This is a genomic window from Cyanobium sp. L1E-Cus (genome assembly GCF_024345755.1).
GTDB lineage: Bacteria > Cyanobacteriota > Cyanobacteriia > PCC-6307 > Cyanobiaceae > Cyanobium_A > Cyanobium_A usitatum.
In genome coordinates this window covers 68,430-87,442 of sequence record NZ_JAGQBS010000007.1, presented here as the reverse complement: position 1 = coordinate 87,442, position 19,013 = coordinate 68,430, and the positions used below count along the sequence as shown (strand labels likewise).

General features: G+C 63.8%; 21 protein-coding genes. 6 read left to right on the top strand and 15 right to left on the bottom strand.

Annotated features, from left to right (window positions below; translation table 11 throughout):
* Window positions 1-55 precede the first annotated feature (55 nt).
* The 4 genes from KBZ22_RS08355 to KBZ22_RS08340 are packed head-to-tail and all read right to left on the bottom strand — an operon-like array spanning window position 56 to window position 4,765.
* Window positions 56-1,795 (bottom strand): NAD+ synthase, encoded by a 1,740-nt coding sequence (locus KBZ22_RS08355; RefSeq protein WP_255021682.1) that lies wholly within the window; start codon window positions 1,793-1,795, stop codon window positions 56-58.
* The gene (locus KBZ22_RS08350; RefSeq protein ID WP_255021681.1) at window positions 1,795-2,418 is read right to left on the bottom strand and encodes a nicotinate-nucleotide adenylyltransferase; all 624 of its coding nucleotides are present in this window, start codon (window positions 2,416-2,418) and stop codon (window positions 1,795-1,797) included. The genes KBZ22_RS08355 and KBZ22_RS08350 overlap by 1 nt, the downstream gene beginning before the upstream one ends.
* Window positions 2,415-3,752, bottom strand: a complete 1,338-nt coding sequence (locus KBZ22_RS08345; RefSeq protein WP_255021680.1) for a DUF697 domain-containing protein — start codon at window positions 3,750-3,752, stop codon at window positions 2,415-2,417. The genes KBZ22_RS08350 and KBZ22_RS08345 overlap by 4 nt, the downstream gene beginning before the upstream one ends.
* Window positions 3,749-4,765 (bottom strand): CNNM domain-containing protein, encoded by a 1,017-nt coding sequence (locus tag KBZ22_RS08340; RefSeq protein WP_254940981.1) that lies wholly within the window; start codon window positions 4,763-4,765, stop codon window positions 3,749-3,751. Before KBZ22_RS08340 ends, KBZ22_RS08345 begins: the two co-directional genes overlap by 4 nt.
* A 107-nt stretch (window positions 4,766-4,872) precedes the next feature.
* Here KBZ22_RS08340 and KBZ22_RS08335 point away from each other — a divergent pair, with 107 nt between their 5' ends.
* Window positions 4,873-6,192 (top strand): aminopeptidase P N-terminal domain-containing protein, encoded by a 1,320-nt coding sequence (locus KBZ22_RS08335; protein ID WP_254940982.1) that lies wholly within the window; start codon window positions 4,873-4,875, stop codon window positions 6,190-6,192.
* 3 nt (window positions 6,193-6,195) lie between these two features.
* On the opposite strand, the gene KBZ22_RS08330 is transcribed toward KBZ22_RS08335, so the two are convergent.
* From KBZ22_RS08330 to KBZ22_RS08315, 4 genes are read right to left on the bottom strand one after another with little or no spacing between them, the layout of a single operon-like run.
* Window positions 6,196-6,606: a type II toxin-antitoxin system VapC family toxin gene (locus KBZ22_RS08330; protein WP_254940983.1), complete on the bottom strand. Its 411-nt coding sequence runs from the start codon at window positions 6,604-6,606 to the stop codon at window positions 6,196-6,198.
* 3 nt (window positions 6,607-6,609) lie between these two features.
* Window positions 6,610-6,855 carry a hypothetical protein gene (locus KBZ22_RS08325; RefSeq protein WP_254940984.1) on the bottom strand — a complete coding sequence of 82 codons (246 nt, stop codon included), beginning with the start codon at window positions 6,853-6,855 and terminating at the stop codon, window positions 6,610-6,612.
* Window positions 6,856-6,881: 26 nt separating this feature from the next.
* Window positions 6,882-7,673 carry a TIGR01548 family HAD-type hydrolase gene (locus tag KBZ22_RS08320; protein WP_254940985.1) on the bottom strand — a complete coding sequence of 264 codons (792 nt, stop codon included), beginning with the start codon at window positions 7,671-7,673 and terminating at the stop codon, window positions 6,882-6,884.
* 18 nt (window positions 7,674-7,691) lie between these two features.
* Window positions 7,692-8,351: a transaldolase family protein gene (locus tag KBZ22_RS08315; RefSeq protein WP_254940986.1), complete on the bottom strand. Its 660-nt coding sequence runs from the start codon at window positions 8,349-8,351 to the stop codon at window positions 7,692-7,694.
* Window positions 8,352-8,428: 77 nt separating this feature from the next.
* Here KBZ22_RS08315 and KBZ22_RS08310 point away from each other — a divergent pair, with 77 nt between their 5' ends.
* A complete protein-coding gene (locus KBZ22_RS08310; protein WP_396094819.1) occupies window positions 8,429-8,905 on the top strand; it encodes a 30S ribosomal protein PSRP-3 in 477 nt (158 codons plus the stop codon).
* A gap of 207 nt (window positions 8,906-9,112) precedes the next feature.
* On the opposite strand, the gene atpC is transcribed toward KBZ22_RS08310, so the two are convergent.
* On the bottom strand, window positions 9,113-9,520 hold the full coding sequence (atpC, locus tag KBZ22_RS08305; RefSeq protein WP_254940987.1) for an ATP synthase F1 subunit epsilon: 408 nt from the start codon (window positions 9,518-9,520) through the stop codon (window positions 9,113-9,115).
* Window positions 9,521-9,549: 29 nt separating this feature from the next.
* Entirely contained in the window at window positions 9,550-11,010 is a 1,461-nt protein-coding gene (gene atpD / locus KBZ22_RS08300) for a F0F1 ATP synthase subunit beta (protein WP_254940988.1), read from the bottom strand.
* A 266-nt stretch (window positions 11,011-11,276) separates the two neighbouring features.
* Here atpD and groES point away from each other — a divergent pair, with 266 nt between their 5' ends.
* From groES to KBZ22_RS08285, 3 genes are all read left to right on the top strand, one after another.
* Complete coding sequence (gene groES, locus KBZ22_RS08295) at window positions 11,277-11,588, top strand: co-chaperone GroES (protein WP_094561335.1); 312 nt, start codon at window positions 11,277-11,279, stop codon at window positions 11,586-11,588.
* 51 nt (window positions 11,589-11,639) lie between these two features.
* Window positions 11,640-13,274 (top strand): chaperonin GroEL, encoded by a 1,635-nt coding sequence (gene groL / locus KBZ22_RS08290; protein ID WP_106502318.1) that lies wholly within the window; start codon window positions 11,640-11,642, stop codon window positions 13,272-13,274.
* Between the two features lie 214 nt (window positions 13,275-13,488).
* Entirely contained in the window at window positions 13,489-14,760 is a 1,272-nt protein-coding gene (locus KBZ22_RS08285) for an ammonium transporter (protein ID WP_254940989.1), read from the top strand.
* On the opposite strand, the gene msrB is transcribed toward KBZ22_RS08285, so the two are convergent.
* The 3 genes from msrB to gpmI are packed head-to-tail and all read right to left on the bottom strand — an operon-like array spanning window position 14,757 to window position 17,090.
* Window positions 14,757-15,239 (bottom strand): peptide-methionine (R)-S-oxide reductase MsrB, encoded by a 483-nt coding sequence (gene msrB, locus KBZ22_RS08280; RefSeq protein WP_254940990.1) that lies wholly within the window; start codon window positions 15,237-15,239, stop codon window positions 14,757-14,759. The two genes, KBZ22_RS08285 and msrB, sit on opposite strands and share 4 nt — an antisense overlap.
* A gap of 13 nt (window positions 15,240-15,252) precedes the next feature.
* Window positions 15,253-15,483, bottom strand: a complete 231-nt coding sequence (gene secG / locus KBZ22_RS08275) for a preprotein translocase subunit SecG (protein ID WP_254937435.1) — start codon at window positions 15,481-15,483, stop codon at window positions 15,253-15,255.
* Between the two features lie 23 nt (window positions 15,484-15,506).
* Entirely contained in the window at window positions 15,507-17,090 is a 1,584-nt protein-coding gene (gpmI, locus tag KBZ22_RS08270; protein ID WP_255021679.1) for a 2,3-bisphosphoglycerate-independent phosphoglycerate mutase, read from the bottom strand.
* Window positions 17,091-17,305: 215 nt separating this feature from the next.
* On the opposite strand from gpmI, the gene pyrR reads away from it, so the two are divergent.
* Window positions 17,306-17,842 (top strand): bifunctional pyr operon transcriptional regulator/uracil phosphoribosyltransferase PyrR, encoded by a 537-nt coding sequence (gene pyrR / locus KBZ22_RS08265; RefSeq protein ID WP_255019000.1) that lies wholly within the window; start codon window positions 17,306-17,308, stop codon window positions 17,840-17,842.
* Window positions 17,843-17,860: 18 nt separating this feature from the next.
* Here the strand turns inward: pyrR and KBZ22_RS08260 are convergent, their stop codons facing one another.
* Together KBZ22_RS08260 and KBZ22_RS08255 are read right to left on the bottom strand one after the other, a co-directional pair.
* Window positions 17,861-18,079 (bottom strand): ferredoxin-thioredoxin reductase variable chain, encoded by a 219-nt coding sequence (locus KBZ22_RS08260; RefSeq protein WP_255021678.1) that lies wholly within the window; start codon window positions 18,077-18,079, stop codon window positions 17,861-17,863.
* A gap of 43 nt (window positions 18,080-18,122) precedes the next feature.
* Window positions 18,123-18,965 (bottom strand): hypothetical protein, encoded by an 843-nt coding sequence (locus KBZ22_RS08255; RefSeq protein WP_255021677.1) that lies wholly within the window; start codon window positions 18,963-18,965, stop codon window positions 18,123-18,125.
* Window positions 18,966-19,013: the final 48 nt, after the last annotated feature.

Genomic DNA, 19,013 nt, shown 5'->3' with positions numbered 1-19,013 from the left:
GCTGCTGTTTGTGGTTCCAGATTGGCTGCGGCTGGCGATCGGCGCCATGCAGGATTTAGCGGGCGGCGATCGGCATGCGCCAGCCGCTGCCGAAGGCCCGGTCGCCGATCTTGAGCAGGGGCGGTGCCTGGCGACGCTTGAACTCGGCCCGGCGCAGCAGCTGCATCACCCGTTCGGCCAGCTCCGCTGGGGTGCCGCTGGCGATCAGCTGCTCCGGACTGGCCAACTCCTCGATGTAGGCCTTCAAGATCGGGTCGAGCACGGCGTAGTCGGGCAGGGAATCGCTATCGAGCTGGTCGGGGCGCAGCTCGGCGCTGGGGGGTTTATCGCGGATCGTCCGCCCCACCAGCTCGCCGTCGCCTGGCAGCCCCAGCTCACGCCGGCAGGGGCCGGCGGCGGTCGAATCGAGCCAGGCGCAGAGCTCGAACACGCTGGTTTTGTAGAGGTCACCGATCACGGCCAGGCCGCCGTTCATGTCGCCGTAGAGGGTGCAATAACCGACGGCCAGCTCGCTTTTGTTGCCGGTGGAGAGCAGCAGCTGGCCCTGCTGGTTGGCCACAGCCATCAGCATGGTGCCGCGGATGCGCGACTGCAGGTTTTCGGCGCTCAGACCGCTGGGTGGGCCAGCCAGCACCGGTGTTAGGGCGGTGTCGAAGCTGGCCATCAGCGCCGCGATCTCAGCGGTGCGGCAGCCCAGGCCCAGGCGCCCAGCTAGGGCCTGGGCATCGCGTAGGGAGCCATCCGAGCTCCAGGGGGAGGGCATCATCAGTGCCTGCACCCGCTCACCCCCCAGGGCAGCGGCGGCGATCACGGCCACCAGGGCTGAATCGATACCGCCGCTCAGTCCCAGCACGGCGCTGCTGAAGCCGCATTTGCGGGCGTAGTCGGCCACGCCTAGCACCAGGACCCGAAACAACTGCTCGTTTTCAGTAGGCAAAGATGCCGCTGGCAAAGATGTCGCTGGCGCTGCGCTGTTGACTTCCCAGCAGCTCACCTGCTCCTTGCAACTGGCCAGCTGGCTCACCACTGCGCTGCTGGCGTCTACTCCGCCGCTGGCACCTACTCCGCTGCCGGCATCCACCACGAAGCTGGCACCGTCGAATACCAGCTCGTCGTTGCCGCCCACCTGATTGACGTAGACCACCGGGCAAGCGAGCCGGCTGGCGGCCCGGCGGGCCAGGCTCTGACGCAGGGCCACTTTGGCCTGGCCAAACGGTGATGCCGAGAGGTTGAGCAGCAGGTCGATGCGGCTTGAGAGCAGCTCGGCGACGGGATCGGCACCAGCCAGGCGGTGGCCCTGCAGCTCCTCCTCAACCCAGAGGTCTTCGCAGATCGTTAGCCCTAGGCGCCAGGTCCGGCCGCCCAGCTCAAGCTCCAGCACACTCGGCCCTGTGGCGGCGCAGAAGTAGCGCTGCTCGTCGAAGACGTCGTAGGTGGGTAGCAGCCGCTTACGGGCCACCACGCGCCAGCTGCCGGCCTCCACTAAGGCCACAGCGTTGAACAGGTTGGGCAACGGCGCGGCGCCTGATGGTTCGGCCATGCCCACCAGCACGGCCAGCTGGGGCAGCTCTTGGGCTAGGGACGCGGCCAGCTGGTTGAGCACGGCGCCTTGCTTCGCGATCAGGCTGGGGCGCAGCAGCAGGTCGCGCGGTGGGTAGCCCCAAAGGGACAGCTCGGGGGTGAGCACCAGATCAGCCCCCTGGGCAGCGGCCTGACGGCTGGCCGCCAGAATCAGCTCACCGTTGCCCGCCAGGTCGCCAACTAGCGGATTTAGTTGGGCCAGGGCGAGGCGCATTAGGGGCGTTTGAGGGGCTGGCTGAGGTTCGGTTCGCCTAATCCGTAGAGATTGTGCTCGAGCAGTAGCGGCAACAGGGCCGCAGGTAGCTGGGCGGGGTCGGGGGTTTGGCGCAGCGCCGAGCTGGCGGTGGCGGGAACCTGCAGGGGCAGGATCACCACCCGGCCCCCCAGCTGGGTGAGCTGCTCCAGTTGTTTGGGCTGCAGGGGCCAGCCGGCCCGGGGGGCGATTGCCAGCACGCAGGCCTTCAGCACGGCTTCGGCCTGTTTCCAGCTGGGGATCTGGGCAGCCAGATCACTGCCCACCACAAACACCAGCTCGCTACCAGGCCACTGGGCCGCTGCCTGCTCCAGGGTGGTGATTGCCCAGGGGCTGCTGAGCTCCTGCCGGTGGCTCAGCCTTGGATCGCCGATGGCTGCCACCAGCTCGCCCAGCAGGGTGGATCGTTGCTCCAGGGGGGCGCCGTGGAGTTTTTGGGGGTTGTCGCTTGCCCAAGTGGCGACCTGGGGATAGAGCTGCACCAGGCCCTCCAGCAGGGCCTGGTGGCCGCGGGTCGGCGGGTCGGCGCTGGTGCCAAACAGGGCTACCGGCCCCTCTGCGGCTTTGACGACCCCGTTGCTCATGGCAGCAGGGCCTGGAGGTTGGGGGCCGGCTCGCTTCGCTCGCCCAGCCAGAGGCGCACCTGGGGATCGCTGATAGACAGGCGCCGCAGCAGGGCGCCGGGTTGGCCGCCCCGCTGGGCGCTCCGCAGTAGTTCGGCGGCGGCGAGCCGGCCGGTGAGCCTGGTGGTGTGCACGGCCAGGGCTGCCTGGGCCAGGGCTACCGGGGCGGCTGGAGCGAGGCTGAGTCCGCCGGTGAGCGGTGCCGCCAGCAGCAGCAGTTGGCGTAGGGCGCCCAGGGCTAGCTGGATGCCGATCTGGGCGCCGCCCAGCAGGGCGTTGTGGCCGGAGAGCCGCCGCAGCAGCTGGCGGGCGCCGGCGCCATGCATCTGCAGGCCGTAGAGCTGGCAGAGCTGCAGCACCAGGGCGGTGTCGCAGGCCAGGCCGCCGGCTAGATCCAGCAGTACCAGGGGGTTGGCGGCCACGCCGGTGGCCTTGAGGGCGGCGAAGCGGCCGATCAGGCTCTGGGCGGCCTGGCGGCTGGTCCCCAGGCGCCAGCGTTGCAGGGACTGGTGAAAGCGCTCCGCGCTGCCCAGGGCATTAAGGGCGAGCAACAGGCAGCCGTGCTGCTCCAGCAACAGCTGCAGCGACTGCCGCAGCGGCTCCACCTGCGGAGCTTGAACAACGCTGCGCACCCGGCCATCGGCCAGCAGCTGGGGTTGGCGTGGCGCGGCGGCCACCGGGATCAGCTCCAGGTGCCGGGCCGCTGCCGGCAGCCGCCGCTTGATGCTGGCGATCAGCTCGGCCTGCTCGGCCTCGCTCCAGCAGTCGCAGCGGTTTAGCACCAGCAGTACCGGCTTGCCGCTGGCCAGCAGTGGCGCCAGGGCGTCGTGCTCGACGCTGGTGAGGTCGCCGTCTAGCACCAGCAGCACCAGATCTGAGCCGAGGGCTACTCGGGCCGCCAGTCGGGCCCTGGCGGCGGCCGCGATCTCATCGATGCCAGGGGTGTCCACCAGCTCCACCCGGTTTAGCCCCGCCATGGGTTGCGCCCACGCTTGGGCCTGCTGGTGTCGGGTGCAGCCGTGGGCCACGTCGGTGGCGAAAGCCGCCTCCCCCAGCAAGGCGTTGAGCAGGCTCGACTTGCCCACCCCCACACGGCCGAACACGGCCACCCGCAGACTGCGCTGCTGCAGGCGCCCTAGCTGGCGATCTAGGGCCAGCAGCTGGCCGGCCAGCTGGCTTTGCTCGCGGCCGCTGAGCTGGAGCTGGCGGCGCCACTGGTCGAGCAGGGATTGGCAGCGCTCCGGGATGGCGGGCGCCTGATCGGGGAACGGTTTGGCGCACGGTTCGGGCCTCATGGCCGCATCCCTTCGCCCGCCGGTTGGGGACGGCGCCACCAGCCGGCCAGCACCGCAAGCACCGCTTCAGCGCCAATCACGCCCACGAAGCCGCCGAATTCGTCCACAACGACGCGAACGCCGCTGCTGTTGCGGCGGAAGCCCGTGAGCAACCGGTCGGCCCGGATCATTTCCGGCACGTAATCGACCGGCTCGCTTAGGGAGGCGGCAGTGCGATTGCCTTCGCCTTGGAGCAGGGCTGCCAAAAGTCGCTCCCGGCCGGCCACGCCCAGCACCTCATCCACCTCTTCGCCGAGCACCACCCACCATTCGGCGTTGTTCGCCAGTAGATCTTCGCGCAACTGCTCCAGGCTGGTCGCCCCATCGAGGGTGGGAGCCGCCACCCGTGGTGTCATCAGATCGCGGGCGGTGAGATCGTTTAGCTGGAACACCTTGGCGATCATGGCCGCCTCATCGGCCTCGATTTGGCCCTTCTGGGAGCCCAGCCGAGCCAGCAGACGAATCTCTTCTTCGTCGGTACTGATCTCGTTTTCGGCGGTGATCGCCGGCAGGAGCCGCTCCAGTAGCAGCACTAGGGGCAACATCAGGCCGGCCACGATCGCCAGGGCAGGGGCGCTGGCCAGGGCCACCGGCAGGGCCAGGCGGCTGCCGAGGGCCTTGGGCAGGATTTCCCCCAGCAGGATCACCAGCACGGTGAGCCCTACGGAAAACAGGGGCAGGGCGACCCCCTCGATGCCCTGGCGTTTGAAAACGATGGCGGCGTAGCCGCCCAGCATCAAGCTGCCAAAAATGTTGAAGCCGTTATTGGCGATCACCAGTACCGACAGGGTGCGGCCCAGGCGCTGGCGCAGCTGCTCCAGGCGCCGCGCTCCGCGCACGGGCTTGCTGCGGGAGGCAAGTTCGTGCACCCGCACCGGGTTCACGGTGAGCAGAGCTGCCTCAACTCCAGAGCACAGGGCCGAACCTGCGATCACCAGCACCACCAGCAGCGCCAGGATGAGCAGGTCGTTCATTCCGCCATTTCGCCGCTCACCATCTACCTATTAAATCGGCTCCGCCAGCGTCTGTCCCGCTGCCTGCTCCAAACTGGGCTTCTGCAGGGCCCGCCGGCCGCTTTTTCATGATCGATCCGTCGACCTTCGCCCAGCGGCGTCAGCGTTTCTTCGCTCAGCTCGGGGAAGCTGCTGCCGTGATTCCGGCGGCAACCCTGGTGACCCATCACGCCGACTGCGAGTGGCCCTTCCGCCAAAACAGCGACTTTTGGTACCTCACCGGTTTTGATGAACCCGAGGCGGTGGCCCTGTTCTTGCCCCACCGGCCCGAGGGTGAGCGCTACGTGCTGTTTGTGCAGCCCCGCGAGGCCAGCGCCGAGGTTTGGAATGGTTTCCGTTGGGGTACTGAAGGCGCCGTGGCCGAGTTTGGCGCTGACCTGGCCCACCCGCGCAGCGAGCTAGAGCAGCGCCTGCCCGACTACCTCAGGGGCGCTGAGGGCATCGCCTTTCGCGTTGGCAAGCACCCGAAGGTGGAGCCGCTGGTGCTGGCGGCTTGGGCCGCTCAGCTCGACCGAGCCCCCCGCAGCGGCCGGGCCGCCCTGGGGCTGGTGGCCCCCTGTCCGCTCCTGCATGAGCTGCGGCTGCGCAAGGGCCCCGAGGAGCTGGAGCGCATGCGCGAGGCGGCGCGAATCTCGGCCGAGGCCCATGAGCTGGCCCGCCAGGTGGTGCGGCCTGGCCTCAATGAGCGGCAGGTGCAGGCTGTGATTGAGCAGCACTTCCTGGAGCAGGGTGCCCGTGGCCCGGCCTACGGCACGATCGTTGCCGGCGGCGATAACGCCTGCGTGTTGCACTACATCGCCAACAACGCCCCGCTAAACGACGGCGATCTTCTGTTGATCGATGCCGGTTGCTCCTTGGCCGACTACTACAACGGCGATATCACCCGCAGCTTTCCGATCAACGGTCGCTTCAGTGCTGAGCAGCGCGCCCTCTACGAGCTGGTGCTGGCGGCCCAGGAGGCGGCGGTGGATTCGGTGGCCCCGGGCTTCAGCGCTGAAGGGGTGCACGAGACCGCCCTGCGGGTGCTGGTGGCGGGCCTGCTGGACCTAGGGCTGCTGGCAGGATCCCTTGACGGGGTGATCGAGCAGGGGGCCTACCGCCACCTCTACATGCACCGCACCGGCCACTGGCTTGGCCTTGATGTACACGATGTGGGGGCCTATCGCCTCGGTGAGCACCACGTGGAGCTGGAGCCGGGCATGGTGCTCACCGTGGAGCCGGGCCTCTACGTGAGCGATCGGCTGCCGGTGCCAGATGGCCAGCCGGAGATCGAAGCTCGCTGGAAGGGCATCGGCATTCGCATCGAAGACGATGTGGCGGTAACGGCCCATGGCCATGAAAATCTCACCGCCGCCGCCCTGAAGTCTCCGGCGGCGCTTGAGCGCTGAGGTTTAGGGCAGGGCATCAGCCCAGCTCTGGATGATCCGCAGCCCATCGATCTGCTGGAAATGCTCGTCGAAGCTGAACAGAACCGATCCCATCTCAACTGCACTGGCGGCGATCCAGATGTCATTGGTGGGAATGGGCCGACCCTTGCGGCGCAGGTCTCGGTAAATCAGTGCATAGGTGTCCGCTGTGGCCAAGCCGCAGGGGCAGTGCTGGACCCGTGGTGAGGCCAGAAACTGGCTGAGTTCCTCTCGGTTGCGGGCTTCGCGTGTGCCGCAGGCGAAGCCTGCCAGAAGTTCTCCAATCACGGTGCTGCTGATCAGCAGCCTGTCGGCACGTTGGACCAGCTCCATGCAGGGGAGGAGGCCCCTCTTAAACCCGGCATAGGCATTGGTATCCAGGGCAATGGGCCGCATGGCTCAGGCCCAGAGTTCCTGGTCGATCTGTTCGAGGGGGGCGATGGCCGAGCTGAAGGCATTGCTCTCTTCCTCAGACCACGTGCCAGCCAGGTCGTCCAGGTCGTGATGCTGGTTGTGCGGTGCGGATGACTCTCCTGTTAAGCGACGCAGTACGAGGCGATTCAGGCTGATGCCTTGCTGGCGGGCCTGCTCCTTCAATTGGTCCAGCTGGGACTCATCCAGGCCGCGAACACTGATGGCTGGCATCACTGATATCACTAGCTGATTGCAAGCTAGTGCAGGTCTATGGCATCCAGACCCTTGACGCTGCTCAAAAGTGCCGCCGTGCTGGGAATCACCACATCGGCGCCGGCCTCCCGCAGGCGCGCCTCGTAGGCGGCTCGCGCTTCGGGCTGGCTGTGCAGATGGGGTGGCGCTACCGCAAAGCTCAAGAAGCGCTGCCCGGGGCACTGGGCGCGGGCGCGCTGCACGGTGAGCACATCGGCCACCGTGTCGCCCAGGTAAATCACCGGCGCTGCGCCAGCCCCCAGGCTCTCGCCGGCCAACCGGCTGGCTAGCTGCAGCAGGCCGGTGGGATCGGGCTTATCTGGCGCATCGCCCATGGCAATCAAGGGCGGATTGGCCAGCTCCAGGCGGGTTTCCAGCACGTAGCGGCAGGAGGGGGGCTCGGAGCCACTCACGAAGCCGTAGGCCAGACCTGCAGCCTCCAGAGCGGCAAAAAAAGCTTGCTGCACCTGTAGAGGCTCGTCGCGGATGAAGCCCCGCCAATGGCCCGGATCGCCGGCGGGATCGCCGCCGAAATAGAAGCCTTCGAACACCGCCACCAGCTCCTCAAACGCCGGTAGCGGGTTATGGCCGGTGCGGCGCAGCAGCTCCATCGAGGCCTGCCAATCGTTGTTCCAGCTTCCTTCGCTTTTGAGGCGGTCGATGGCGGCGGGCTCGGGACGCTGGCCATGGAAGTGGTGCACCGTTTCGACGATTGCCCGGCGGTAGCTGGCGCTCACATCGCGGATTACGCCATCGATGTCGAACAGCACTACGGCCCGGGGCGAAGAGGCGAACATGGGCATCAAGATTGGCTTTCAGGAACGGGCATCGCTTTCAAACTGGACGCTGGCTGCAGCGGTGGCCTCACTGCCGAATAGTTCAGCTGCCAGTGCCGGGCTGATCGTGAAGGTGTTCAGCCCTTCAGCGGCCAGGTGGCTGAGTTCGCTGGGCTGGCGCAAGCTGGCCACCAGCAGCCGCACGCTGGAGCCGAGCCCCGCAAGGCATCGCTGCATGGTGACCACTTCAGCTACCCCATTGCGCCCCTGATCCTGGATGCGGCCCAGGTAGGGGGCGATGTATTCGACTCCCAGGGCCGCGGCGATCAGCACCTGGTGGGGCTCGTAGCAGGCGGTGAAGGTGACGGCAACGCCGGCGCCAACCAGCTCCCGGGCAACCGCTGCTCCCTGCTTGGTCACCGGCAGCTTCACAGCGATGCGGCCGGGGGCCAGGGCCGCTAGTTTCTGGCCGCAGCGCAGCATGTCTGCCGTGGTGGCGCCCCATGCCTGCAGGTGGAGTTCGGCGATGCCATGGGCCAGGGCCGTGCGGCTGAGGGCTGCCAGGCTGTCGAGGGTGCAGGGCTGGGCGGCCCGGCGCAGCAGGGTGGGGTTGGTGGTTACGCCGTGAAATAGGCCGCTGGCCAGCCACTGCTGCCAGGCTTTGGGATCTGCAGAATCGAGGAACAGGCGCAGGGCCATAGCCGCAGGCGGGGGCCGAGGGCGGCCAGGCGGCTGGTAGGTTAGTTCTTTGCTCTGTTGCCTTGAGCACTGACCCCATGACAGCCTTCGAGAGCGCTCCTGACGCAGCAGTAACCGAATTGGCCGAAGTGGCCGCGGCTGCCGAAGACACCACCACCCAGGGGCGTCCGGTGATGCGTGGCGGCAGTGCGGCTCTGGCGACCGCCATCATTGATGAGGATGGCGTTCCTTCTGGCTATACCCCCAAGGCTGACGAAGGTCGTTTCCTGCTCAAGATCCTGTGGCTGCCTGACAACGTCGCCCTAGCGGTGGATCAGATTGTTGGCGGTGGTCCGAGCCCTCTTACTTCTTACTTCTTCTGGCCCCGGGAAGATGCCTGGGAAACCCTCAAGACCGAGCTCGAAGGCAAGAGCTGGATCACCGATAACGAGCGCGTTGAGGTGCTTAACAAGGCTACCGAGGTGATCAACTACTGGCAGGAAGAAGGAAAAGGCAAGAGCCTGGACGACGCCAAACTCAAGTTTCCTGATGTCACTTTCTGCGGTACCGCCTGATCGGCGCTGAATTCTGAAGCTTAGTTTTTGCCCGGATAAAAATTATATCTACCAGCGCTCCGCGAGGAGTGCTTTTTTGTGCATCTTTTTTGCTCATTAACGACATAACCATAAAAATTCCGGAAGTCAACCCTGGGTACGGGTTGACTTCCGGAATTAAAATCTTTGAATACTTAGATTCTTGGAAAATCTAGAATGTTTGGAAATCTAGATGGCTTTGCTTGCTTGGAATCGGGCGCGAGACGCAGCCAGTGCTTGCTGGGCTTTGACCTTGTCTGGGCTAGCTGGCTTGCCCTCGAATGCAGCTGCTGCCGATTGGGCAGCCTCAAAGGCAGCCTCTGCGGATGCAGCATTAATTGAGCTGCCGAGCTCAGCGGCATTCACCAAAACGGTGACCTCATCGGCCTCCACTTCAGCGAAACCACCCATTAGGGCGATCGTTGACCAAGCGCCGCCGGAGCGCAGACGCATTACGCCTGTATCCAGTGCTGCCAGCATGGTGACGTGGCCAGGAAGGATACCTACCTGCCCAGTAGTGCTTGGCAGGATTACCTCTTCGGCGGTTCCATCAAAAACGCTCTGATCAGGGGCCAGAACGCGGAGGGTGAGACTCATGGGTAGGGGTCCTCAGGGAAAAGCAGGAATCAACCCTTGGCTTCGGCAAGAATCTTGGCGGCCTTGGCCCTCACCTGGTCGATGTTGCCCACTAGGTAGAAGGCAGCTTCAGGTAGGTCGTCAAGCTCGCCGGCCAGAATCATGTTGAAGCCCTTGATCGTGTCGTCCAGCTTGACGTACTCACCCTTTTGACCGGTGAAGATCTCGGCCACGAAGAATGGCTGGGAGAGAAACTTCTCGATCTTGCGGGCCCGGTCAACCGTGCGGCGGTCGTCCTCGGAGAGTTCGTCGAGACCAAGAATCGCAATGATGTCTTGGAGCTCTTTGTAGCGCTGCAGGGTGCTTTGCACGGAGCGTGCAGTGCGGTAGTGCTCATCACCTACCACCGCTGGCTGAAGCATGGTGCTGGTGGAATCCAGAGGATCCACAGCCGGGTAGATGCCCTTGGAAGCCAGGCCGCGGCTCAGCACGGTGGTGGCGTCTAGGTGGGCAAAGGTGGTGGCAGGTGCCGGGTCGGTCAGGTCGTCTGCAGGTACGTAGACGGCCTGGATCGAAGTGATCGAGCCTTCCAGGGTGGAGGTGATGCGCTCTTGCAGCATGCCCACGTCGGTGCCGAGGGTGGGCTGATAGCCCACAGCTGAAGGCATGCGGCCGAGCAGGGCCGATACCTCTGAACCGGCCTGCACGAAACGGAAGATGTTGTCGACGAACAGCAAGACGTCTTGCTTGTTCGTATCGCGGAAGTGCTCAGCCATGGTGAGTGCTGAGAGACCCACGCGCATGCGGGCACCAGGGGGCTCGTTCATCTGGCCATAGCAGAGCGCCACCTTCGACTTGGAAAGGTCGTCGGGGTTGATCACACCCGATTCCTTGAATTCCTCGTAAAGGTCGTTGCCTTCGCGGGTGCGCTCGCCAACGCCAGCGAACACGGAAACGCCGCCGTGCTCCTTGGCGATGTTGTTGATTAGCTCTTGGATCAGCACGGTCTTGCCAACGCCGGCACCGCCGAACAGGCCAACCTTGCCCCCTTGGCGGTAAGGAGCCAGCAGGTCGATCACCTTGATGCCGGTCTCAAAAACCTTGGGCTTGGTCTCCAGCTCAGTGAGGCTGGGGGCGGCGCGGTGGATCGAAGCGGTCACGCTGGTGGTTACTGGACCCTGCTCATCCACGGGCTCGCCGAGCACGTTGAAGATGCGACCGAGGGTGGCTTCGCCCACGGGTACGCAAATTGGGGCGCCAGTATCAACTGCCTCCATGCCACGGACCAAGCCGTCGGTGGTGCTCATGGCCACAGCACGGACTCGGTGATCGCCCAGCAACTGTTGGACTTCAGCAGTTAGGGCGACTAGCTGGCCGGCCGAATTTTTGGCTTCAATCCGAAGCGCGTTGTAAATCTTGGGCAGCTTGCCGGCCGGGAATTCAACGTCTAAAACCGGGCCAATCACCTGCCGGACGGTGCCTTTGGTGCCGGTGGCGGTAGCAGCTGCCATAGGTAAGGAAATCTTGGGGAAGCGCAGGGGGAATCAGCCCGCCTGAAGCGGCGCAACCTTACCACCGCGACAGGCGGTAAACCCTGTTCAGCAACTGTTCGCCCTGGTGGTTCGGTCACCCGCACGGTCTGGGCCTGGGCACTGGAACTTGATTGGGCATAAGTTGGCACTCGTAGAGCTCGAGTGCTAAATCGCCCCTCAGGCCCACTCAAGTTCACTGTTCTGTGGCGTCTCAGGCGTCATGTCATTGCTCCCGCAATCCATCCATGGCTGCTGTTTCTCTCAGCGTCTCCACGGTTAAGCCCCTCGGAGATCGCATTTTTATCAAGGTGTCCGAATCGGAGGAGAAAACCGCCGGCGGCATCCTTCTGCCTGACACCGCTAAGGAAAAGCCCCAGGTGGGCGAGGTGGTGCAGATCGGCCCCGGCAAGCGCAACGACGACGGCAGCCGCCAGGCTCCTGAGGTCAGCGTTGGCGACAAGGTGCTCTACAGCAAGTACGCCGGCACCGACATCAAGCTCGGCAGCGACGAGTTTGTGTTGCTTTCCGAGAAGGACATCCTCGCCATCGTCAACTGACGACTGGCCGATTACTGAATCCGACCTAACCCCATAAGGACATCGCCTTCCATGGCTAAGCGCATTATTTACAACGAGAACGCTCGCAGAGCTCTCGAAAGAGGTATCGACATTCTGGCTGAGGCCGTTGCTGTCACCCTTGGACCCAAGGGCCGCAACGTGGTCCTGGAGAAAAAGTTTGGTGCTCCCCAGATCATCAACGACGGCGTCACCATCGCCAAGGAAATTGAGCTCGAAGACCACATCGAGAACACCGGTGTTGCCCTGATCCGTCAGGCCGCCTCCAAAACCAACGATGCCGCCGGCGACGGCACCACCACCGCCACTGTTTTGGCCCATGCCATGGTCAAGGCAGGCTTGCGCAACGTGGCTGCAGGCGCCAATGCGATCACCCTCAAAAAGGGCATCGATAAGGCTTCCGATTTCCTCGTAGGCAAGATCAAGGAGCACGCCAAGCCCATCTCCGACTCCAGCGCCATCGCCCAAGTGGGCACCATCTCCGCCGGCAACGACGAAGAGGTAGGTCGCATGATCGCCGATGCGATGGACAAGGTCGGTAAGGAAGGTGTGATCTCCCTGGAAGAAGGGAAATCGATGACCACCGAGCTGGAGGTCACCGAAGGCATGCGCTTCGACAAGGGCTACATCTCGCCCTATTTCGCCACCGACACCGAGCGCATGGAAGCGGTGCTCGAAGAGCCCTACATCCTGCTCACCGATAAGAAGATCGGTTTGGTGCAGGACCTGGTGCCCGTGCTTGAGCAGATCGCCCGTACAGGCAAGCCCCTGCTGATCATTGCCGAGGACATCGAGAAGGAAGCCCTAGCCACCCTCGTTGTGAACCGCCTGCGCGGCGTGCTCAACGTGGCGGCAGTCAAGGCCCCTGGTTTCGGTGATCGCCGCAAGGCCATGCTCGAGGACATCGCCGTTCTCACCAACGGTCAGCTGATCACCGAGGACGCCGGTCTCAAGCTTGAGAACGCCAAATTGGAGATGCTGGGCACCGCCCGCCGCATCACCATCAACAAGGACACCACCACCATCGTGGCCGAAGGCAACGAAGTGGCCGTCAAGGCGCGCTGCGAGCAGATCCGCAAGCAGATGGACGAAACCGACTCCTCCTATGACAAGGAGAAGCTGCAGGAGCGTCTTGCCAAGCTGAGCGGCGGTGTGGCCGTGGTCAAGGTGGGTGCCGCCACCGAGACTGAGATGAAGGACAAGAAGCTGCGCCTGGAAGACGCCATCAACGCCACCAAGGCGGCTGTTGAAGAAGGCATCGTTCCTGGTGGTGGCACCACCTTGGCCCACCTGGCCCCCGCCCTCGAGGAGTGGGCTGCGGCCAACCTCTCTGGCGAGGAGCTGATCGGCGCCCACATCGTGGCCTCCGCGCTGACCGCACCCTTGATGCGCATCGCTCAAAACGCTGGCGTCAATGGCGCTGTCGTGGCTGAGAACGTGCGCAACAAGCCCTTCAACGAGGGCTACAACGCCGCCACCGGCGAGTACGTCGACATGCTGGCTGCCGGTATCGTCGACCCCGCCAAGGTGACCCGCTCCGGTCTGCAAAATGCCGCCTCCATCGCCGGCATGGTGCTGACCACCGAGTGCATCGTGGCTGATATGCCAGACAAGAAAGATGCTGCTCCCGCCGGTGGCGGCATGGGCGGCGGCGACTTCGACTATTGACAGCGAGATGGGTGCCTTCGAGGCCCCTCTCCGTCATCGTCAGCGAGGGCAGAAGGGTTTTCCTTCTGCCCTTTTTTTGTTCGTTTCCGTTCAGCCAAGCGGGCCCATCCATCCCAGCTGTATCGGTTGCCACCTTTAAAGGCTCTTTTGGTAGCGGTTGCTACTGGCTGCTGATCCGTTGGTCTTCAGGGTGGCGCCTGGTTTTGGCTCAGCTGTGCCGCTTCTGTTTGCAACCGATCTGGCCCTTCGCAGTGCCAACAATGGTTTTGTGTTGGTGAGTGCCGCCCTGGTGCTGATGATGACGCCAGCTCTGGCCCTCTTTTATGCGGGCTTTGTTCGCAGCCGCAACGTGCTTAACACCATGGTGATGAGCTTCACCGCCATGGCCCTGGTGAGTGTGCTCTGGGTGTTGTTCGGCTACAGCCTGGCCTTCTCTCCCGGCAGCGGTCCCCTGGCTCCGTTCATCGGCGGGTTGCAGTGGGCGGGGCTCAGCAATTGGTCGGCTCCCTATGGGGATGGGCAACTCAGTCACGGTGCCGTTGCCCTGTTCCAGGTCACCTTTGCGATCATCACTCCGGCGCTGATTTCCGGTGCGGTGGTGGAGCGGATGCATTTCCGCGCCTGGATGGTGTTTCTGCTGCTCTGGAGCACCTTCATCTATCTACCCCTGGCCCACATGGTGTGGGGCCCCGGTGGGTTCTTGGGTAGCTCCGGCCTCGGTGCTATCGACTTCGCCGGTGGCCTGGTGGTGGAACTGGCCTCGGGCGTGGCCGCCGCCGTTGCTGCCTTGGTGGTGGGCCGGCGTCGCAGTGGGGGCGTGGGCTATGCCGCCCCACCCCACAACGTGCCCTTCATCCTGTTTGGGGCGGGCCTGCTCTGGTTCGGCTGGTTTGGCTTCAATGGTGGTAGCGGCCTGGTGGCAGGCAATTTGGCCTCCCTTGCCTGCCTCACCACCAATACCGCTGCCGCTGCCGCTGCCCTGGGCTGGATGCTGCTGGAAACATGGCAGCGCGGCAAGCCCACTGCCGTGGGTGTGGCTACCGGCGCCGTGGCCGGCCTAGTGGCGATCACCCCAGCGGCTGGCTATGTGAGCCCTCTGGCGGCTGTGTTGATCGGCTTTGCGGCGGCCCTGGTTTGCAGCTATGCCATGCAACTCAAGAATCGCTGGCGGCTCGATGACAGCCTCGATGTGCTGCCGGTGCATGGCGTGGCCGGGTTGCTCGGCACTCTGCTAACTGGCGTGTTCACGTTGAAAAGCCTCAATCCCGCTGGCGCAGATGGACTGCTAGTCGGTCAGCCAGGTCAGCTCTGGATTCAGCTCAAGGCCGCAGGATTCACAATTCTTTTTGTTGGAGTAGGCACGTATGTGATTCTTCTACTGATTCGCCTGGTGATGCCCCTGCGTGTTAACGACATTCAGGAACAGCAGGGCCTCGATATCAATGCTCACGGCGAAGAGGCCTACAACGGCGAATACACCGGTTAACCGGTGATGAAATTGAGGGCTGCGCCGTTGTTGCAGTAGCGCTTGCCACTGGGCTTAGGGCCGTCGTCAAACACGTGGCCCTGATGGCCGCCGCAGCGCCGGCAGTGGTATTCGGTGCGGGGCACGATCAACTTGAAGTCCACCTTGGTGGCGATCCCGTTGGGCAGCGGTTGCCAGAAGCTGGGCCAGCCGGTGCCGCTCTCGTATTTGGCCTTGGAGCTAAAGAGGGGCAGGGCGCAGCCAGCACAAACGAAAGTGCCTGGGCGTTTTTCGCTATTCAAGGGGCTGGAGAAGGGCCTTTCGGTGCCTTCCTGGCGGAGCACGTTATAAGCGGCAGGGTTGAGACGTTTCTTCCAGCTGGCTTCGCTGAGCTGCCAGGCGGGATCTTGGGCCTTGGAAGCTGCTTCGGCGCGGGAGACGCCAGTGAAGAAGGCACCCAGGCTTGATCCCAGGGCTACCAGCAGATTGCGTCGCGGCATTGGCGTCACAGACCTAACCGAGCCAGCCGGCGCTGAGCACAACGGCCAGGCCAAGAAAAATTGCTAGCAAGGTCCAGCTGATGCGGTTGAGGGTGGCTTCGGCGCTACGGGCACTGGTGAACATCGAACCGCCGCTAGCGGCCAGCCCGCCCATGCCATCGCCCTTGGGGCTATGTAGTAGCACGCTGATGATCAGCAGAACGCCACTGCCAATCCACACCCATGACAAAACTGAAGTGATCATGGGCCTCTTTGAATAGAGGCAGATTAAACGCCCAGGGTCTGGGGGATGGGACTGGATGCGGCTGCGGTCCCAGTTGCCAGGATCAGTGATTCACCGCTCATGGTTGCGGGCTTGGGCAGGTGCAAGATCTCGAGCAGGGTCGGGGCGATGTCGGCTAAGCCGCCATGGTCACGCAGCGACACGTTGGTGCCGTGGCCGGGCAGCTTGCGTTTCTCGCCCTCCACCAAAATCACGGGCACGGGGTTTGTGGTGTGAGCAGTCCAAGGGCGACCATCTGGGCCCTCCATCACTTCGGCATTGCCGTGGTCTGCGGTGATCAGCAGCGTGCCTCCCATGCGGTTGGTGGCCTCCATCAGCTTTCCTACACAGGTGTCGACAGTGGTGATTGCTTCAGTGGTGGCTTTCATTTTGCCGGTGTGCCCCACCATGTCCGGATTGGCGTAATTGATTACCACCAACGAGTAAATGCCCTTTTTGATTGCGGCAATACAGCTTTCAGTGAGCTCGCCGGCGGACATTTCCGGGGATAGGTCGTAGGTAGCCACCCGGGGGGAGGGGACTAGGTGGCGATCTTCTCCAGGGAAGGCCTGCTCAATTCCCCCATTCATGAAATAGGTGACGTGAGGATATTTTTCGGTTTCAGCTGTGCGGAACTGGCGCAGCCCCGAGTTCGAAACCACTTGGCCCAGTAAGCCATCGAGAGATTCGGGCGGAAAAGCCACCGCTACGGGCAAGCCCCTTTCGTATTGGGTGAAGGTGACCACATCCAGTTGGGCTTGGCGCTGCCGCGAGAAGTCGTCAAATTCCGGCAAAACCAGGGCGCGGATCAACTGGCGCACCCGGTCGGGCCGGAAGTTGAAACACACCAGAGCGTCTCCGCTCTTGATCAATCCCTCCGCCAATCGCAACGGCTCGAGGAATTCGTCGCCGATCTCTTGGGCGTAGGAGGCGTGGATGGCGTTGACCGGGCTGAGCTCGGATATCTCGCTTGGTTCGGTTAAGAGTCGATAGGCCTTCTCAGTGCGCTCCCAGCGGTTATCGCGATCCATTGCCCAGTAGCGGCCGCAGAGGGTAGCGATTCGGCCCACGCCGGCCCGACTGATCTGCTCTTGAACCTGGGTGACGAATCGGGGGGCACTGCTCGGGTCCGTGTCCCGGCCATCGGTGATCACGTGGATGCAGACATCCTTGAGACCGCGGCTCGCGGCCCATTGCAACAAACCCCCTAGGTGGGTGATGTGACTGTGCACGCCCCCATCGGAGCACAGGCCGATCAGGTGCAGGCAGCCGCCCTTGAGAAGTAGGCGGTCGGCTAAGGAATTGAGCGCAGGGTTGGCGGCCAAGCTGCCGTCCTTGACAGCTTGGCTGATCCGCACCAGCTCCTGGCGAATGATTCGACCGGAGCCGATTGTGAGATGGCCCACCTCAGAATTGCCCATCTGATGATCTGGCAGGCCGACAGCGGCGCCGCTGGCCTCAATCAGGGTGTGGGGGTAGGCGTGCCAGAGGGCATCCATCACCGGGGTGCTGGCAGCACGTATGGCGTTGTGATCGGCTTCGTGGCTGTAACCCCAGCCATCCAAAATGGCGAGTACGACCGGGGCCACAGAGGATGAAGCCCTAGAGGCCGATGCTGGGCCTGGCACCAGGGTGGATTGCTGCTGGGAGGGAATAGTCGTCACCCGTCTCGCCTAGCGACGTTGAACCAACGCCTTCCAAAACCAACTTACAGTGCAAATGTGCTGCGATCCCAACTGCTTCCCTCGGGGTCAGCCTTTGGTCACACAGCCAACCAGCCCTAGCCGACTTGCCTGATTCCCTAATGCATCGGCTCGAACTGCTCTCGGCCCTGGATTTGGGCCGCACCCTTGACCGGCTTGCCTCCCAGGTGTTGGAAGGCGTGGCCGATAGCAGCTCCTTGGTGCTTCTCGGCATACCCACCCGTGGAGTGGCGTTGGCTGAGGTTTTGGCCTCCCGCTTGGCAGTCTTAGCCGGCCATCCGATCGACCAAGGCAGTGTCGATCCCACCTTTCATCGAGATGACCTGGAGCGAGTCGGCACCCGTTTGGGCCAGCCCACCGATTTGCCCGTGGCTCTGGATGGGCGCCAGGTGGTGTTGGTGGATGACGTGATCTTTACGGGGCGCACTGTGCGGGCGGCACTTGAAGCCTTGCAAGCCTGGGGGCGGCCCAAGCGGGTCAGCTTGCTGGCCATGGTGGATCGCGGTCACCGGGAGCTGCCGATCCAGCCTGATTTCTGTGGAAAGCTAGTGCCCACCAGTCGCCAAGAATCAATCCAGCTCTGCCTACAGGAGATCGATGGCGAGGAGGGGGTGTTCCTGCTGCGGCCGGAGCTCTAACGAGATTCAGGCAAGCGATCAGGCGGGAGCCAGCTCATCTGAGCGGAAATGGGCCCGAAATTTGCCGAAGGCAACTACCACCGGCAAGGTTGGGCTGATCACCCGGCCCTTCCACTCGTTGAGCACGGTGACCACCTCACCCTGTTGGCCTTTGAGATCGAAGGCGACCCCGCGGTGCTGGGGGTGGTGGTATACGACCACGCTTTGGGAGACCTGAACCTGATCACCTGCCTGCATGGCTCCAGAGCTTCATCGCGGGGCCAATCTTGTCACGCGCCAATCACCGCTTGCTGGATCGGCGCTGACAGGCCGTCTCCGGCCCGGCCTCAACCACCTGTCCACCTAAGGCCCGACAGGCCTCCTGGAACGCGGACCACTCGTCCATACCCTGGGAGATCCGTTGGCGCACCTGGGCATCGAGTTGGGCGGCGGGCACGGTGTGGGGCAGCTGGCCATGGGCGTCGTGTTCGCGCTCCTGCACTGACAGGCCTTCGATGCCCTTCTGCACCTTGGCTTGTAGGCCGCGGCTCTGGGTTTTCCACCAGGGATGGTCGATGCGGGTGAGGGCCTCGAGGGCCTCCCACCAGCGCTTTTGCTCTGTGAGGCCCTTGGCCCGCTCCAGCTGCAGCCGGTTGCGAGTCCAGTTTTCACTGAGTTTGTCGCCCAGGCTGTCGCCGTCGGCCCGGTGGTCATCGCCCATCACAGCCAGGATCTTCAGGGCTGCAGGTAGGTCGCCCTCCTGGAAGCGGGTCATGGCGCGCTGCTGCAGGTTTTGCTGCCACACCAGCAGCCGCTGGCGGTCGGCTTCGCTGCCGGTAAGGGAGTTCACCAGTTGCAATTGCAACTGCAGAGCCTCGCCCCAGCGCTCCTGCTGCCAGAGCTGGGCCGCTTTGCGGCGCCGGCAGCTGCCTTGTTCGGCAGGGGCCTGCCCCCCCAGCCAGCGCAGGGCTTCGAGCTGTTCGCTGTAGCGCAGGCAGGCTTCTAAGTCGCCGCTCCTTGCCGCCTGCTCCAACCGTTGCGGCAGCTGCTGCTCCCACCAGTAGGTCGCCCCAATGCCGCAGGCCACAAGACCCAGGGTGAGACCCAGCCAGAAACGGGGCAGCCTGTGGCGGCGTAGGGCCAAGGCAAATACGGAAATATGAAACTTAGTTTTATGGACGCTGCGGCCGAG